This is a genomic window from Stenotrophomonas sp. YJH_SMC_14-1, assembly GCF_059372275.1.
In genome coordinates this window covers 237,354-252,731 of sequence record NZ_JCAFVK010000005.1, presented here as the reverse complement: position 1 = coordinate 252,731, position 15,378 = coordinate 237,354, and the positions used below count along the sequence as shown (strand labels likewise).

The window sequence follows — 15,378 nt, the reverse complement described above, 5'->3', positions numbered from 1 at the left end:
TTTACGCTGGCCTGAAGGCCAAGGGCAAAGCGAGCAAGGTGGCGCTCGTGGCGGTCATGCGCAAAATGCTGGTGATCCTCAACGCCCGTAAGCGAGACGCCGAGGTGGCCCTCGGCTGCCCCTGACAAGACAGTTGCTACTTCTTTGCGGCGGCCTTCTTCGCCGGGGCCTTCTTCGCGGCGGCCTTCTTTACTGCTTTCTTGGCCGCGGCCTTCTTGGCAGGCGCTTTCTTTGCAGCGGCCTTCTTCGGCGCCGCTTCCTTCTTCACTGCCGCCTTCTTGGCCGGGGCTTTCTTCGCGGCGGCCTTCTTGGCACCGAAGCCCTTGCGCACCGGCTTGCCGGTTTCTTCCATCAACTGCTGCACTTCAGCCAGGGTCAGCGACGCCGGTTCGCGATCCTTGGGGATCTTGCCGTTCATCCTGCCGTCGCTGATGTACGGGCCGAAGCGGCCGTTCAACACCTGGATGTCGCTGCCCTCGAACTCCTTGATGATCCGGTTGCGCGCGATCTCTTCCTTCTCTTCGATCAGGAACACGGCGCGCGCCAGGTCGATGGTGTACGGGTCGTCCTCCTTCTTCAGCGAGGCATAGGTGCTGCCGCGCTTGGCGAACGGGCCGAAGCGGCCGATGCCGACGCTGACCGGCTCGCCGTTGTCCTCGCCCAATGCGCGCGGCATCAGGAACAGCTCCAGCGCGTCTTCCAGGGAAATGGTGTGCATCGACTGGCCAGGGCGCAGCGAAGCGAACTTCGGCTTCTCCTCGGCATCTTCGGCGGTGCTGCCGATGGCGGCATAAGGCCCGAAACGGCCCAACCGCACGCTGACCGGCTTGCCGGTCTTGGGGTCGGTGCCGAGCTCGCGCGCGCCACTGGCCTCCGCGCGGTCGACCGATTCCTTCTTGTCTTCGACCAGTTCCTTGAACGGTTCCCAGAAGCGCGACATCAGCGGGATCCAGTCTTCTTCGCCACGCGAGACGGCATCGAGCTCGTCTTCAAGCTTGGCGGTGAAGTCGTAATCCACGTACTGGGTGAAGTGGCTGGACAGGAACTTGGACACCGCGCGCCCCACATCGGACGGGCGGAAGCTGCGCCCTTCCATTTCCACGTACTTGCGGAACAACAGGGTCTGGATGATCGAGGCGTAGGTCGAGGGACGGCCGATGCCGTACTCTTCCAGCGCCTTCACCAGCGCCGCTTCGGTGTAGCGCGGTGGCGGCTGGGTGAAATGCTGTTCGGCCTGGATGCGTTCCAGCGGCACGCGGTCGCCGGGCTTCATCGCCGGCAGCTTGCGGCCTTCGTCCTCGTCCTCGGCACTCTTGTTGTCCTTGCCTTCCTCGTACACGGCCAGGAAGCCGGGCACGACCACGGTGGTGCCGCTGGCACGGAACACGTGCTCGCTGCCGGCCGACAGGTCGACGCTGACCGTGTTGAGCGTGGCCGGAATCATCTGACAGGCCACTGCACGCTTCCAGATCAGCTCGTACAGGCGGCGCTCGTCGTCGGTGAGGAAGCGTGCGACCTGGGCCGGGGTGCGCAGGGCCGAGGTCGGGCGTACCGCTTCGTGCGCCTCCTGGGCGTTCTTCGACTTGGTCTGGTAGGTGTTGGGCTGGTCGGGCAGCGAGGCGATGCCGTAATCACGGGCGATCACGTCGCGGATCTCGGCCAGCGCATCCTGCGACAGGTTCACCGAGTCGGTACGCATGTACGAGATCAGGCCGACGGTGCCTTCGTCACCAATCGCCACGCCTTCATACAGCTTCTGCGCCACCTGCATGGTCTTGCGGGTGGTGAAGCCGAGCTTGCGCGAGGCTTCCTGCTGCAGGGTGGAGGTGGTGAACGGCGGCGCCGGGCGGCGCTTGCGCTCTTTGCTGGCCACGTCGGTGACGTGCAGCGAGCCCTGCGCGGCCTGCTGGATGCGCATCCGCGCCGCTTCAGCGGTGTCGCCATCGGTGATGGTGAACTGCTCGAACTTCTGCCCGTCCAGCTTGATCAGCTTGGCGTTGAAGTGCTGCGACGGGTGCGCGCACTCGGCGGCGATCGACCAGTACTCGCGGGCGATGAAGGCTTCGATCTCTTCCTCGCGCTCGACGATCATGCGCAGCGCCGGGCTCTGCACGCGGCCGGCGGACAGGCCGCGCTGGACCTTGCGCCACAGCACCGGCGACAGGTTGAAACCGACCAGGTAATCCAGCGCGCGGCGCGCCTGCTGGGCATCGACCAGGTCGCTGGCGATCGCGCGCGGCTGGCTGATGGCTTCCTTGATGGCGCGCGGGGTGATCTCGGTGAACACCACGCGCTGCATGGGCTTGTCCTTGACCAGCCCGCGTTCCTTCAGGATCTCGGCGATATGCCAGCTGATCGCTTCACCCTCGCGATCCGGGTCGGTCGCCAGCAGGATGTCGTCGGCGCCCTTGGCGGCCTTGGCGATCGCGTCGACGTGCTTCTCGTTCTTGTCGATCACGTCGTAGTGCATGGCGAACCCGTTGTCCGGGTCGACCGCGCCTTCCTTCGGAATCAGGTCACGCACATGCCCATACGAGGCCAGGACGGTGTAGTCCTTGCCGAGGTATTTGTTGATCGTCTTGGCCTTGGCCGGCGATTCGACGATGAGCAGGTGCTTGGGCATGGCAGCAGGGTCTGTGGGGCGAACCGTGGGGAAGGGGCCGCTAGGGTGGAGCAAATGGCCGCATTAGTGAAGCGGCCACGCGCAAATCCATAAACTGAACGCCCGGTAATGTGCCGGGCGTTCAGGTTTCACCTTATTAGAGGAATCACGCCCGGCCAGTCCGTGTCAAGCAGCCAGCCGTGAGGATGGCCGTTCAGGAGGCCATCTTGGCGATGAAGCCGACCGCGAACACCAGCAGCGCCAGGCCCACCAGCGACAGTACCGCCGTCAACACCAGTACCAGCACGGTGACGGTGCCCAGCTCGCGGCGCTGCAGGTGGGGCTGGTCGGTGTAGGCCCAGCGGTCGACCACCAGAGTGTCGCAGATCATGTCGTGCAGGCCCTGCTTGCGTTCGGTGAAGGCCGCCATCAGGAAGCCGATGCCGAGGGTGAAGCTGCTCAGCAGCATGGCCCAGTAACGACCGAACGCGCGGGCCTTGGTCAGGCGCTCGCCGTTGCCGCGAACGACCTTGATGCCGACCGCCATCTTGCCCAGCGTGGCGCCGCCCTTCGAGGCATGGAACCAGGTGTAGTACGCCATGCCGATGCAGAGGTTGATCAGGGCACTGGCCAGCTGGGCCACGATCTCGATGGCTGATTCGCCACTGCCCACCGCGCCCATGCTGGCGCCCAGGATCGCACCGAGGATGGCTCCTATCATGCTGCCGGGGATGACCAGCACGAAGTAGTCGATCATGTAGGCCGCCACGCGCTTCCAGAAGCCTGCGTAGACCACTTCACCGCCAACCACAGGCTGTGCGTGGCCACCGCTGCCGACGGAGGCTGGAGCGCTGTATGGCGAGCTGCTGAGCGCGCCGGTGCCGGGCAGCGGTGCGGTGCCGCTGTCGATGGCGGCATAGTCGCTGCGCAGGTCGAACCCGCCGCTGCTGGTGGCGGTGCTGGCATCGGCCAGCGTCTGCAGGCCGAGCTCGTCGACCACCTGGCGCAGTGCAGCCCACTGGGCCATGCCCTCGCGCCAGACCAGGGTGTCCAGGTTCAACTGGCCGCGCTGGAAGCGCTGGCGGATCTCCTGGACCGGCAGCGGGCCCTGGCGTTGCTGTCCTTCGGCGTAGTACCACTCAGTCATTGCATGTTCCCTGTTGAATCATCCTTGGAGGTGCTGGCGTGCGCGTGGCTCAGCCGCGGCACGTCGGCGGCAGGTACTTGTCGTTGCTTTCGCCACTGCATTCCCAGCGGCCGCTGTCGCGATCGTATTCCAGCCACAGCAGGTCGCCGTCGATGCCCTTGCCTGGTACCGCCAGCGTTGCTTCGATGCCGCAGTGACCGTTGTTGAAGCGGCCGATGTTCACCGCCGACAGGCCCGCGTTGGCGAAGTCGCCCGGGGCCGGGAAGCCGGCGTCATTGGCACCCGGGCAGCGGCCTTCGTCATCGGCGAAATGCTGCACCTGGTCCTTCAGCGGCTGCAGCGCGGCCACGGCGCCGGTGACTTTGCTGCGCACGGTGTAGTCGTTGTAGGCCGGCAGCGCGATGGCGGCCAGGATGGCCACGATCGGGACCAGTACCAGCAACAGGGCACCACCGATGATGGCGGTCAGCGCACAGCCGGACAGCTTCTTTTTCGGTGCCGGCAGGACGGTGGCCGATGCACTGGCGGCGTAGGGCGTGGACGCCGGCAGTACCGGCGGCTGCGGCGGAGGCGGTGCGACGGGTTCCGGTTCCGGTTCCGGTTCGGGTTCGGGTTCGACCGGCGGTACGGCGGCGTCCAGCGCCGGCACGATCAGGCCGAGTTCGTCCACGACGGTGCGCAACGGCTGCCATTGCGGCAGTCCGTCGCGCCAGACCAGGGTGTCCAGGGTGATCTGGTTGTTGCGGAACAGCTCGACCAATTGTTCCGCCGGCAGCGGACCTTGCTGCCGGTTGCCTTCTGCATGGAACCACTCGCTCACGGGGACGCTCCTGAATGCGCTATGCCCCCAAGTGTACGGTCAGTGCAGGGGTTCTGGCTCGTCCATGAACATCTGCGTCTCCATCCAGGCATAGGCCGCTTCGGAGCCAGGCTGGTTGAACAGCACCATCAGTACGACCCACTTCAGGTCGTCCAGGTCCAGTTCGTCCTGGTCCAGGGCCATCGCCCGGTCCAGCACCAGCTCGCGCTGGTCGGCGTCGAGGATGCCGTGCTGTTCCAGGTACAGCAGGAAGCCGCGGCATTCCACGTCCAGCTTGTCCAGCTCGGGGCCGTGGTAGACGCGCACGGGGCCGTCGACCCGTGCCTGGGCCACGCTCGGCCGCTGCGCGGCCAGGGCGTCGAGCCAGTCGAACGCCTTGTTGATCTCGGTTGGGCTGAAACCGGCCTGGATCAGGCCGTTCTGGAGCGAATCGCGGTCACGGATCAGGTCCGCGTCTTCGCTGAAATAGTGTTCAAACAGGTACAGCAGTACGTCCAGGATGCTCTCTTTCATTGCCCCTCGGCCTGCGTCGCGCGACGCTGTGGAGGTGAAGAAACTAGGGAGTTCGACAGTAGCGGCCGTGTACGCACACCACGATTCCCGCCAGTTCCATGGCCAGCAGCATGGAGGACACCTGGGGCGCCGTCAATGCACAGCGTGTGATCAGTGAATCCATACTGCTTGGGTCGTGGTCCAGGGCCCGCCACAAGCACTGGTAGTCAGGGTCGTCGGCCCAGCGCGCCGGCAGGAGCGCCGGCGGTGCCTGTTCAGTGGGGGTGCCCAGCCGTGATTGCAAGCCCGGCAGCTGCTGGCGAAGGGCAGGGGCCAGCAGTTCCAGCACTTCCTCGGGGCGCTCGACCAGTGCGGCCCCTTCACGGATCAGCCGGTGGCAGCCCGCTGCGCGTGGGTTGAGTACCGAGCCGGGCAGGGCACAGACTTCACGGCCCGCCTCGGCAGCCAGCCGTGCGGTGATCAGGGCGCCGGAGCGTTGCGCGGCCTCGACCACCACCGTCGCCAGCGCCAGCCCGGCCACCAGGCGGTTGCGCGCGGGGAAGTGGCCCGGGCGTGCCGGTGTGCCGGGCAGGTACTCGCTGAGCACCGCGCCCTCGGCGGCGATCCGCCCCTGCAACCGTTGGTGGCTGTTCGGATAGGCCCGATCAGGGCCGGTTCCGATCACCGCCACGGTGCAGCCGCCTGCCTCCAGTGTGGCCAGGTGGGCGGCCGCGTCGATGCCGGCCGCCAGGCCACTGGTTACGGCCAGTCCGGCCTCGACGAAGCAGCCGGCAAAGCGCGCGGCCAGCGCGCGTCCTCCCGGGGTTGGCGAGCGGCTGCCGACCAGCGCCACCGAGGGGCGCCAGGCCAGGCTCGGATCGCCCGCCACGAACAGCGCCAGTGGCGGGTTCGGGACGTCCAGCAGGGGCGGCGGAAAGGCCGCATCGGCGAAGGACAGCAGATGGTGGTCGTCGTCTTCCAGCCAGTGCCGTGCCACGGTCCAGGCGCGGGCGTCGGGGTGTTCCAGTGCAGCGCACTGCTCTGGCGTGCAACCGTGCGCGCGCCAGTTCGCGGCGCCCTGCGCGATCGCGGTCTCCGCGCTGCCCGCGGCCTGCAGCAGGGTCCGCCGTGGCGCCAGCGCGCCGCCTGCCATCACCAGGCGCAGCAGCGCCTCATCAGCTTGCTTGGTCATTCCCCACTATCGAGCGCATGCAACAAAGGCGCCCTAGGGCGCCTTCGCATGTGGCTGTCAGACTTTGCCGGAGACCGCCCCTGTAGAGTCGACTGTCACTCGACTACCGCGCGCAGCGCGGGCGCTTTCGGGGGGCGGTGAAGAGCAGTCGACTGTCAGTCGACTACCGCGCGTCCGGGTGCAGCGCGTTGTACCCCACGCGCACCGGCTTCACGCCCTGCATCACCAGCGCGTAGCTGACATTGTCGAAGGTGCGGAACACCATGGCATGCGCCGCGTACTCGTCCGGCAGCGAGACCCGGCCGGCGCCGGTGCTGAGCGAATCGTCCGTGCGCGACGAGTTCGGGTACTTCATGCGGTGCGCCACATGGCGGCCCGGGCGCCACAGCGAGAACACGGTTCCATTGTCCACGCCCTGCGTGCGACCAGCCGAGATCGCGATCACGTCGCGGGGGCCGCCGGCGGTGAACATGTCGGTGACGGCCAGCACGCGTACGTCGACGCCCTCGACGCCTGCGGCGGGGACATGGGGCACGAACTGCAGGTCGTACGGCCTGGCCTCGATCGGCACCAGGCGGTCGCCGGCACGCACCTCGCGGCCGCCTTCGTTCTTGTCCAGTACCAGGGTGGACGCCTCGACCTTGCCTCCGGCGACATGGGTGATGGTGCCGGTGGCGACCTGGGCCAGCTCATAGCCGAGCACGCCGCGGCGGTGGTTGGGTGCGCTGTAGGCGCGCCACAGGTTGCCGCTGCCCGGGGTGACGTCGCCGTTGGCGGTCAGGTCCTCGGTCGGCTTGGGCTGGGCGTAGCGCACGGTCGGGCGGACAACCGCCCAGCGCTGGCCCACCTGGGCGTCGGCCAGGCGCACATAGACGGCGTGGCCGCTGGTGGCGCGCAGGCGTTCCTCTTCCAGGCCGGCCACGTAGGGCAGCTGCTCGATGCTGTCGACTACGCTCAGCTGCTTCAGGAACGGCTCGACCTGGGCCAGCGGAATGGCGTCGATCGGGGCCTCCTGGCGCGGGCCGGGCCGGGCCGCCACGGTCACCCGGTCCAGGTAGGCCAGGCTCAGGACGTCACCGGGATAGATCAGGTGCGGATTGGCGATCTGCGGATTGGCCTGCCAGATCTCCGGCCACAGCCACGGCTTCTGCAGGAAACGTGCGGCGATATCCCACAACGTATCCCCTTTTCGGACCACATAGGTGTCCGGGTGCCCGCCATTCACTTCCACGGCGGTAGCATAGGCAGCCACGGTCAGCATCGCCGCGGCGACGACCGTACGAAAACGAAGCAACATAGGTGTGAAGCCCTGATTCCCCAACAGGTCCGCGCACTATAGTCCAGAAACCGGGGCGCAAGGCAAGCGTTGGAGCTAGAATCTGCGACGTATGCCGGCGTGCCGGCCCCCTATCCGGAAACAGCCATGGCCCTTCTCCCCATTCTCGAGTTCCCCGATCCGCGCCTGCGTACCAAGGCCGCGTTGATCGAAGCTGCCGAAGTCACCACGCCGGCCTTCCAGGAACTGATCGACAACATGTTCCTGACCATGTACGACGCCCCGGGCATCGGCCTGGCCGCCACCCAGGTGGACGTGCACAAGCGCTTCATGGTCATCGACGTCAGCGAAGAAAAGAATGAACCGCATGTGTTCATCAATCCGGAAATCGTCGCCAAGGACGGGGGCCGGGTGTACCAGGAGGGCTGCCTGTCGGTTCCGGGCATCTTCGCCGACGTGACCCGTGCCGACACCATCACCGTGAAGTACCTGGATCGCAACGGCCAGGAACAGCAGATGGAGGCTGGTGACGTGCTGGCCACCTGCATCCAGCACGAGATGGATCACCTGGACGGCAAGCTGTTCATCGACTATCTGTCGCCGCTCAAGCGCGAGATGGTGCGCAAGAAGCTGGCCAAGCAGCGCAAGCACGTGGCGTGATCGCCAATCCGGGCCACCCTTCGGGTGGCCCGTGCCTGCGCGGCTCGCGCGGGCTCTACGGCGCCGGCCGACGGCGCCGTTTTCTTTCCTGCACGAATCCATCCTGCAAGTGGGGTAGCCATGAGGATTGTCTTTGCCGGTACGCCGGAATTCGCGGTGTCGTCGCTGCGCGCGGCTGCGCGCCACCATGAGGTCGTGGCCGTCTATACCCAGCCTGATCGCCCGGCCGGCCGAGGCCGTGGCCTGGCGCCTTCGCCGGTCAAGCTCGAAGCCGTGGCCCGTGGCATTCCGGTCTACCAGCCGGAGTCGCTGAAGGACGCGGCCGCCCAGCAGCAGTTGCGCGACCTGCAGCCGGACCTGATGGTGGTGGTGGCCTATGGCCTGATCCTGCCCAAGGCAGTACTGGCCATCCCGACCCATGGTTGCTGGAACGTGCATGCCTCGCTGCTGCCGCGCTGGCGCGGCGCTGCGCCGATCCAGCGTGCGATCCAGGCTGGTGACGCGAAGACCGGGGTGTGCCTGATGCAGATGGAGGCTGGCCTGGATACCGGCCCGGTGCTGCTGCACCAGGAGCTGCCGATCGCCGCCACCGATACCGGCGGCCAGCTGCACGACAAGCTGGCCGAGCTTGGTGCCCAGGTGTTGTCCGATGGCCTGGGCCTGCTGCGCGCGGGCATCAAGCCGATCGCGCGACCGCAGCCGGAACAGGGCGTGACGTACGCGCACAAGCTGGACAAGGCCGAAGCCAGGCTGGACTGGGCGCAGGACGCCGACGCGCTGGCGCGTACCGTGCGCGCGTTCAATCCGTGGCCGATCGCCGAGGCAACGCTGGCTGGCGAACGCGTGCGCATCCATGGTGCGGTGGCACTGGAGGCAGACCACGGCCAGGCGCCGGGCACCGTGCTGGCCGCCGGCCGCGACGGCATCGACATTGCCTGTGGCCAGGGCGCGCTGCGCCTGCGCGTGCTGCAGCGTGAAGGCGGCAAGGCGATCACCGCTGCCGATTACCTCAACGCTCGCCGCGACCTGCGCGTGGGGGCATAAGCGGTGTCCAAGCAGAACGATTTCTCCGTCGCCAAGGCGGCACCGGGCGCGGCCACGCGCATGCTGGCCGCACGCGTGCTGGCACAGGTGTTCACCCGTGGCCGTTCGCTGAAGGCCGAACTGGCCTGGGCGCTGCCGAAGCTGGCCGACAGCCGCGACCGCGCGCTGCTGGAAGCCCTGTGTTTCGCTGTGCTGCGCCGTCGCAGCACCTATGACGCGGCCTTGCAGGCCTGGATGCAGAAGCCGCTGTCGGCGCGCGATGCCGACCTGCGCACGCTGCTGATGGTCGGTTTCGCCCAGCTGGACGTGCTCGAACTGCCTGCGCACGCAGCGCTTTCGGCTACGGTCGATGCGGCGCGTGCGCTGGGCCGTGAGCGCCAGGCAGGCCTGGTCAACGCGATCCTGCGCCGCGCCCAGCGCGAGGGGTTCCCCGAGCAGCCTGCGCGCGACGCCTTCCCGGAATGGTTGGCTGATGCCATCGAACGCGACTGGCCGGCGCAGGCCGAAGCGATCTTCAGCGCCAGCCTGCAACCAGCGCCCTTGTGGCTGCGTGCCAACCGCCAGCACGGCGGTCGCGACAAGGCCCTGGCGACGCTGGCCGAGGCCGGCATTGCCGCTGAAGCCACTGCACTGTGCGCCGATGCGTTGCGCCTGGCGACCCCCGTTGCTGTGAACCAGCTGCCGGGCTTCGGCGATGGTGCACTGTCGGTGCAGGACCTGTCGGCGCAATGCGCGGCCGATGCGTTGGCACCCGCGACCGGTGCCCGCGTGCTGGATGCCTGCGCGGCACCCGGCGGCAAATCGGCGCATCTGCTGGAGCGTGATCCGAGCCTGCGCCTGCTGGCGCTGGATATCGACGCGCGCCGTCTGGCCCGGGCACGTGACACTTACACCCGCACCGGTGTGGGCGAGCATGTGCAGACCCTGGTCGCCGATGCCAGCGATCCCGGTTCGTGGTGGGACGGCGTGCCGTTCGACGCGATCCTGCTGGATGCGCCATGTTCGGCCACGGGCGTGATCCGCCGCCAGCCGGATGTGATGTTCCACCGTCGCGCCGAGGACGTCGATGCACTGGTGGGCGTGCAGGCGCGCCTGCTGGAAGCCTGCTGGTCGATGCTGCGCCCCGGCGGCGTGCTGCTGTACGCCACCTGCTCGATCCTGCGCGCCGAGAACATCGATCAGGTGCGTGCGTTCCTGAAGTGGCATCCGGACGCGGTGGCGCAGCCGCTGGGCGATGCGTTCGGCGTGGATTGCGAAGGCGTGGCACGCCAGCGACTGCCTGGTGACAACGATGCTGACGGTTTCTTCTACGCGCGTCTGATAAAAGCAGCCTGACCCCCGCTGCCGTTTCGAGTCCCATGCTGAAGACCCACGCGTCGCGCCAGACGTGGTTGTTCGTGGTGGTGGCCCTGCTGGTGCTGGGGGCCGGGCTCGGTCTCCGCGATCCGTGGCCCTCTGACGAACCACGCTTCGCGCTGGTGGCCAGGCAGATGGTCGACAGCGGTTATTGGTTGTTCCCGCATCGCGGTACCGAGCTGTATTCGGACAAGCCGCCGATGCTGATGTGGTGGCAGGCCTCGCTGTATGGCCTGGTTGGCCACTGGCGCGTGGCCTTCCTGCTGCCCTCGCTGCTGGCCGCATTGGGCACGCTGTGGTGCGTGGTCGATCTGGGGCGCCGGCTGTGGACGCGGCAGGTCGGGCTCTGCGCAGGGTGGGCACTGCTGTTCGCGCTGCAGTTCACCTTCCAGGCGAAAAAGGCGCAGATCGATCCGCTGCTGGTGCTGTTCATCACCCTGGCCAACTATGGCCTGCTGCGCCACCTGCTGCTGGGCCCGGCCTGGCGCTGGTGGTGGCTGGGCTGGTTCTTTGCCGGTATCGGGGTGATCACCAAGGGCGTGGGCATGCTGGCGCTGCTGATGATCGTGCCGGCGGCCATCGCTGCAGCCCTGCAGTGGCCCCGCGTTTCCCTGCACGCACGCGATGGCCGCTTCTGGCTGGCACCGCTGGCCTTCCTGCTGGCGATATCGCTGTGGCTGGCGCCGATGCTGCTGGCCGCGCTGGGCACCGGATCGGACGAGTACCGCGGCTACATCAACGACATCCTGGTGCGGCAGACGGCCCGCCGCTACACGCAGTCCTGGGACCATCACCAGCCGTGGTGGTACTTCTTCGGTGTCATGCCAACGATGTGGATACCCGCGTTCCTGGCGCTGCCATGGGCGATCCCGGCGTGGCGGCGGCGCCTGTGCCGCCGCGATCCACGCTACCTGCTGCCGCTGGCCTGGTGGTTGCTGGTCGTGCTGTTCTTCTCGATTCCCCAGGGCAAGCGTGATGTCTACATCCTGCCGGCGCTGCCGATGTTCTGCCTGGCGCTGGCGCCGCTGCTGCCCGGGCTGCTGAAGCGGCGCGATGTGCAGCGCGTGCTGGGAGGGTTTGCCGCGTTGCTGGCACTGGGATTGAGCCTGGTCGGGGCGCTCGCGTTGCTGGGTGATCCGCGCTTCGAGGTGAACCTTGCCCATGGACGCGGATTGCCGCCCGGCGCGACCGATGCACTGGCGTGGACGATCTTGGCGATGGGGCTCTGGGGTGGCTTGAGCCTGGTGGTGACCGGCTGGCGTCGAAGCCACCTGGCGCTGCTATCGACCCTGGCCGTGGCCTGGGTGCTCTACGGCCTGTTCGGCTACCCGTTGCTGAATGATTCAAGCTCTGCGCGTGGTCTGATGCGTGACGTCGGCGCGCGTCTCGGGCCAGGCGCGGAACTGGGGCTGGTGGCCTGGAAGGAACAGAATCTGCTGATGGCGGACCGCCGCGCGGCGACCTTTGGATTCGAGAACCGCTGGCATGAACAGCTGCAGGCGGCCGTGCGCTGGCAGCGGCTGGTTCCGCAGCACCGCTGGCTGCTGGTGAACGAAGATGCGATGCAGGCCTGCATTGACCGTGCGCAGGCCGAAATGGCGGGCATTTCCAATCGTCGCCGCTGGTGGCTGGTGCCTGCCGACGCGGTCGCCGGCACCTGCCGGCCGTCGGCGGCGGAACTCGAGCACGAGCGCCGCCTGCAGGGGCCCGGCCTTACCGATTGAGCGTTCGGGCAATGTGGCTCAGGTGCTGGCCAAGGCGGCGTGATAGCTGGCCAGGGTCGCCCCGGCGAAGGTCTGCAGGCCGAACTCACGCTCTGCATGGCGGCGGGCGGCCATGCCCATCGCCGGCAGCGCCTGGCGTTGTTCATACATCGCCTGCACCTGTGCGGCGATGGCGGCCACGTTGCGGGTGGGCACGACCCAGCCGTCGACTCCCTGCTCGATGTTTTCCGGCAGCCCCGCGTAGTCGCTGACCAGCATCGGCCTGGCGCTGGCCATCATTTCGCGGCAGGCGAAGGAAATTGTTTCGATGTCGTTGGACAGCACGAAGCCGAGATCGCCGGCGGCGATCAGTGGGCGCGTATCGGCCAGCAGTCCGGTGAAGTGGACCTGCGCGGCGACATCGCCGAGGGCCTGTACCTGCGCGCGTTGCTGCGCGTTGGGCAGGTGACCTGCGACCGCCATGTGTACGTGCGGCCGGATCGCGTCGGGGAGCAGGGCAATGGCCTGCGCAAGGTCGATCCAGCCCTTGTAGTCATCGGTGCCGGCGTTGCTGACCAGCAGCAGCGCATCCGGGTCCTGCGTCCATTGCTGCCGCATTGCCTGGCCGGCGTCGGCCGGCAGTGGTGCGAAGCGGTCCAGGTCGACGCCGTTGCGGACCACATCGATCGGGCAGCGCCGGTACGGGCCCTGCTCCAGCAGACGCCCGGTGTGTGCCGAAACCGCAATCACGCGGTCGGTGGCCCAGCGTGCCCTGAAGGCATTGCCCAGCGTACGGGTGGGCTTGCTGTTGTGCTTGGTCAGGATGATCGGCGGGCGGCGCATGCCGAGCAGTCCCTGCATCACGAAGCGGTGATCACGAGCACCGTTGACGTGGACCAGGTCGATGCCCTCGTCCCGCACCAGCCGGCGCAGCGCATGCTGTTCGGCCAGTTGTCGTGGCAAGGTCGGCAGGCCGCTGCCAAAGGCCATCGGCAGCGGGGTGGCGATTCCTTCCTCGGCCACCGTGCGCAGCAGGCGGCTGTCAGCGGGGGCTGCGACATGGAGCGTGTGCTGGCCATGCAGGGCGCGCGCCAGGGACACGATGTACGTGGTGTGGCCGCCACCGTCGCCATAGTGGAAGTTGGTGTACAGGATTTTCATGGGGGATCTTCAGGCAACGCGCGGCAAGTGTGACACAGCCGGCTCAGGGCCGTTCCACAGGGGCTGGAGGATCGGCCACCGCCTGGCCGTTGCCCAGCATCCACAGCATGATGGTCTTCTGCCGTACGTAGTTGGCACGCACATAGGCATAGACCAGGCCGTGCCAGCCGTCGCGGAAGCCGCCGCGGAACAGGAAGCCACGCCAGAACCGCCAGGCCGGCGCCAGCACCAGCTTGCCCAGCGTGGCGCGCTTGCCACGCGCGAACTCGTGCTCGGCCATCATCCGCGCATACTTCTCGGTCTTGGCCAGCTGCTGCTGCAACGATCGATAGGGATAGTGGATGAGATCGCCGCGCAGGGTGCCGACGCTGCCGTCGACGCTGGCCGCCTCGTGGATCTCGCGCTTGCCGCGCCAGCCGCCCTGGCGGCGGTCGAACAGGCGCATCACCCGGTCCGGGTAGGCATTGCCGTGGCGCAGGAACCTGCCAAAGTACTCAGACAGGCGGGCGAAGCGGTAGCCGGCGTGGCCGGCGAAGCCGCCGTCACGGGCCTGTTCGATGGCCGCACGCAGCTCGGGGCTGATGCGCTCGTCGGCATCCAGGCACAGTACCCAGTCGTGGCTGGCCTGCTCGACGCAGAACGCCTTCTGGCTGCGGAAGCCCTCGAACCGACGCTGCAGCACGCGGGCACCGGCCGCCTCGGCGATGGCCACGGTCGCATCGGTGGACTGCGAGTCCACCACCACGATCTCATCGCAGAAGGCCAGCGAGGCCAGGCAGTCGCCGATGCGCCCGGCCTCGTTGAACGCGATAATGCACGCCGAGATGCGAGGCCGTTCGATGGGAGCGGTCGTGGAGGACATGATGGCCGGGTACCTGTTGTTTGCGACGGAGCGCTATGCGCTGCCTATTCTCGCCCCGTTGGCGCAGGCGTTGCACGCGTCCGGGCAGGAGGTTGCGGCCTGGTTCGAAGGCGGCGCGGCCGGCAGCAGCCTGCCGGGGGTGGCCAACGTCGGCCTGAAGCAGGCCCTGGCAATGCGCCCGCGGGCGGTGTTCAGCGCGGCGAACTGGGTGCCGACCTTCCTTTCGGGGGCCAAGGTGCAGCTGTTCCATGGCTTCAATGTGGAAAAGCGCGACAGCGCGCGCGGCCACTTCCGGGTGCGCGGCATGTTCGACCTGTACTGCACGCAGGGGCCGGCCACCACCACACCGTTCCGCGAGATCGCGGCCCAGCAGGGCCATTTCGCGGTGGCCGAGACCGGCTGGCCGAAGCTGGACCCGCTGTTCCGCGATGACGGTGGCGAGAGCGCCGCACTGCGCGCGCCGGCCGGCGATCGCCCGGTGATCCTGTTTGGTTCCACCTTCACCGAGCGGCTGAGTGCGGCACCGCACCTGCATGCGCAGATCGCCGCCGATATCGCTGCCGGTGGGCGCTACTGGCTGCTGACCCTGCATCCCAAATGTCCGCCGGAACTGTTCGAGCGCTACCGCGCGCTGGCCGGTGCCAATGCCCGCTTCATCGAGCCGGAGCAGGTGATGGCCGCGCAGCGCGCCGCCGATGTGCTGGTGTCGGACACCTCGTCGATCGTTTCGGAGTTCATCGTCCAGCACAAGCCGGTGGTGACCTTCCGCAACCGCGTGCCGAAGCCGCACATGATTGATTTCGACGACCCGGCACAGCTGCCGGCGATGCTGCAGCGCGCGCTGCAGCCGGATGCCGCGCTGCAGGCGGAAATCGTGCGTTACGCCGATGCCATCCATCCGTACCGCGACGGCCTGTCCAGCGAGCGGGTAATCGCGGCCACCGAGGATTTCCTGTCCGGTGAAATGGGTGCGCTGCGCCGCAAGCCTCTCGGCAGCTGGGTGCGCGATCTGCAGATCCGAAGGGACCTGGGCTATTGGGGCCCCTCGCAGCGATGATGCCTC

General features: G+C 67.6%; 13 protein-coding genes and 1 pseudogene. 6 read left to right on the top strand and 8 right to left on the bottom strand.

The annotated features are described in order from the left end of the window. Positions 1–125 (top strand): annotated as a pseudogene (locus AC5P9P_RS14295) (IS110 family transposase); the annotation flags it as partial. A gap of 11 nt (positions 126–136) precedes the next feature. Here AC5P9P_RS14295 and AC5P9P_RS14290 read toward each other — a convergent pair. The 6 genes from AC5P9P_RS14290 to AC5P9P_RS14265 all read right to left on the bottom strand — a co-directional run bounded on the left by AC5P9P_RS14290 (position 137) and on the right by AC5P9P_RS14265 (position 7,550). Then, positions 137–2,623, bottom strand: a complete 2,487-nt coding sequence (locus AC5P9P_RS14290) for a DNA topoisomerase I (protein ID WP_005414607.1) — start codon at positions 2,621–2,623, stop codon at positions 137–139. Positions 2,624–2,816: 193 nt separating this feature from the next. Then, positions 2,817–3,749 carry an RDD family protein gene (locus AC5P9P_RS14285; RefSeq protein ID WP_033834014.1) on the bottom strand — a complete coding sequence of 311 codons (933 nt, stop codon included), beginning with the start codon at positions 3,747–3,749 and terminating at the stop codon, positions 2,817–2,819. A 49-nt stretch (positions 3,750–3,798) separates the two neighbouring features. Further along, on the bottom strand, positions 3,799–4,569 hold the full coding sequence (locus AC5P9P_RS14280) for a pilin (RefSeq protein ID WP_033834013.1): 771 nt from the start codon (positions 4,567–4,569) through the stop codon (positions 3,799–3,801). A gap of 39 nt (positions 4,570–4,608) precedes the next feature. Beyond that, on the bottom strand, positions 4,609–5,082 hold the full coding sequence (locus AC5P9P_RS14275) for a DUF494 family protein (RefSeq protein WP_005411195.1): 474 nt from the start codon (positions 5,080–5,082) through the stop codon (positions 4,609–4,611). A gap of 43 nt (positions 5,083–5,125) precedes the next feature. Beyond that, positions 5,126–6,253, bottom strand: a complete 1,128-nt coding sequence (dprA, locus tag AC5P9P_RS14270) for a DNA-processing protein DprA (protein ID WP_049430219.1) — start codon at positions 6,251–6,253, stop codon at positions 5,126–5,128. A 163-nt stretch (positions 6,254–6,416) separates the two neighbouring features. Further along, positions 6,417–7,550, bottom strand: coding sequence for a LysM peptidoglycan-binding domain-containing protein (locus AC5P9P_RS14265; RefSeq protein ID WP_005414604.1), 1,134 nt, complete (start codon positions 7,548–7,550; stop codon positions 6,417–6,419). A gap of 126 nt (positions 7,551–7,676) precedes the next feature. Here AC5P9P_RS14265 and def point away from each other — a divergent pair, with 126 nt between their 5' ends. The 4 genes from def (at position 7,677) to AC5P9P_RS14245 (ending at position 12,313) form a co-directional block, all read left to right on the top strand. Continuing rightward, positions 7,677–8,189, top strand: a complete 513-nt coding sequence (gene def, locus AC5P9P_RS14260) for a peptide deformylase (RefSeq protein WP_005411192.1) — start codon at positions 7,677–7,679, stop codon at positions 8,187–8,189. A gap of 120 nt (positions 8,190–8,309) precedes the next feature. Further along, complete coding sequence (gene fmt, locus AC5P9P_RS14255) at positions 8,310–9,233, top strand: methionyl-tRNA formyltransferase (protein WP_024957899.1); 924 nt, start codon at positions 8,310–8,312, stop codon at positions 9,231–9,233. 3 nt (positions 9,234–9,236) lie between these two features. Beyond that, complete coding sequence (gene rsmB / locus AC5P9P_RS14250) at positions 9,237–10,568, top strand: 16S rRNA (cytosine(967)-C(5))-methyltransferase RsmB (protein WP_049430216.1); 1,332 nt, start codon at positions 9,237–9,239, stop codon at positions 10,566–10,568. 23 nt (positions 10,569–10,591) lie between these two features. Beyond that, positions 10,592–12,313 carry an ArnT family glycosyltransferase gene (locus AC5P9P_RS14245; protein ID WP_033834008.1) on the top strand — a complete coding sequence of 574 codons (1,722 nt, stop codon included), beginning with the start codon at positions 10,592–10,594 and terminating at the stop codon, positions 12,311–12,313. A gap of 18 nt (positions 12,314–12,331) precedes the next feature. Here the strand turns inward: AC5P9P_RS14245 and AC5P9P_RS14240 are convergent, their stop codons facing one another. Then, positions 12,332–13,453 carry a glycosyltransferase family 4 protein gene (locus AC5P9P_RS14240; RefSeq protein ID WP_329772114.1) on the bottom strand — a complete coding sequence of 374 codons (1,122 nt, stop codon included), beginning with the start codon at positions 13,451–13,453 and terminating at the stop codon, positions 12,332–12,334. Positions 13,454–13,496: 43 nt separating this feature from the next. Next, on the bottom strand, positions 13,497–14,315 hold the full coding sequence (locus tag AC5P9P_RS14235; RefSeq protein ID WP_005414597.1) for a glycosyltransferase family 2 protein: 819 nt from the start codon (positions 14,313–14,315) through the stop codon (positions 13,497–13,499). On the opposite strand from AC5P9P_RS14235, the gene AC5P9P_RS14230 reads away from it, so the two are divergent. After that, positions 14,314–15,372 carry a CDP-glycerol glycerophosphotransferase family protein gene (locus tag AC5P9P_RS14230; RefSeq protein ID WP_241876629.1) on the top strand — a complete coding sequence of 353 codons (1,059 nt, stop codon included), beginning with the start codon at positions 14,314–14,316 and terminating at the stop codon, positions 15,370–15,372. The two genes, AC5P9P_RS14235 and AC5P9P_RS14230, sit on opposite strands and share 2 nt — an antisense overlap. Positions 15,373–15,378 lie beyond the last annotated feature (6 nt).

What these genes read in the sequence shown, in the direction of transcription:
- AC5P9P_RS14265 (WP_005414604.1), bottom strand. Translation starts at nt 7,550, where the DNA reads ATGTTGCTTCGTTTTCGTACGGTCGTCGCCGCGGCGATGCTGACCGTG.
- AC5P9P_RS14245 (WP_033834008.1), top strand. Translation starts at nt 10,592, where the DNA reads ATGCTGAAGACCCACGCGTCGCGCCAGACGTGGTTGTTCGTGGTGGTG.
- AC5P9P_RS14235 (WP_005414597.1), bottom strand. Translation starts at nt 14,315, where the DNA reads ATGTCCTCCACGACCGCTCCCATCGAACGGCCTCGCATCTCGGCGTGC.
- dprA (WP_049430219.1), bottom strand. Translation starts at nt 6,253, where the DNA reads ATGACCAAGCAAGCTGATGAGGCGCTGCTGCGCCTGGTGATGGCAGGC.
- AC5P9P_RS14230 (WP_241876629.1), top strand. Translation starts at nt 14,314, where the DNA reads ATGATGGCCGGGTACCTGTTGTTTGCGACGGAGCGCTATGCGCTGCCT.
- AC5P9P_RS14285 (WP_033834014.1), bottom strand. Translation starts at nt 3,749, where the DNA reads ATGACTGAGTGGTACTACGCCGAAGGACAGCAACGCCAGGGCCCGCTG.
- def (WP_005411192.1), top strand. Translation starts at nt 7,677, where the DNA reads ATGGCCCTTCTCCCCATTCTCGAGTTCCCCGATCCGCGCCTGCGTACC.
- AC5P9P_RS14240 (WP_329772114.1), bottom strand. Translation starts at nt 13,453, where the DNA reads ATGAAAATCCTGTACACCAACTTCCACTATGGCGACGGTGGCGGCCAC.
- AC5P9P_RS14290 (WP_005414607.1), bottom strand. Translation starts at nt 2,623, where the DNA reads ATGCCCAAGCACCTGCTCATCGTCGAATCGCCGGCCAAGGCCAAGACG.
- fmt (WP_024957899.1), top strand. Translation starts at nt 8,310, where the DNA reads ATGAGGATTGTCTTTGCCGGTACGCCGGAATTCGCGGTGTCGTCGCTG.
- AC5P9P_RS14275 (WP_005411195.1), bottom strand. Translation starts at nt 5,082, where the DNA reads ATGAAAGAGAGCATCCTGGACGTACTGCTGTACCTGTTTGAACACTAT.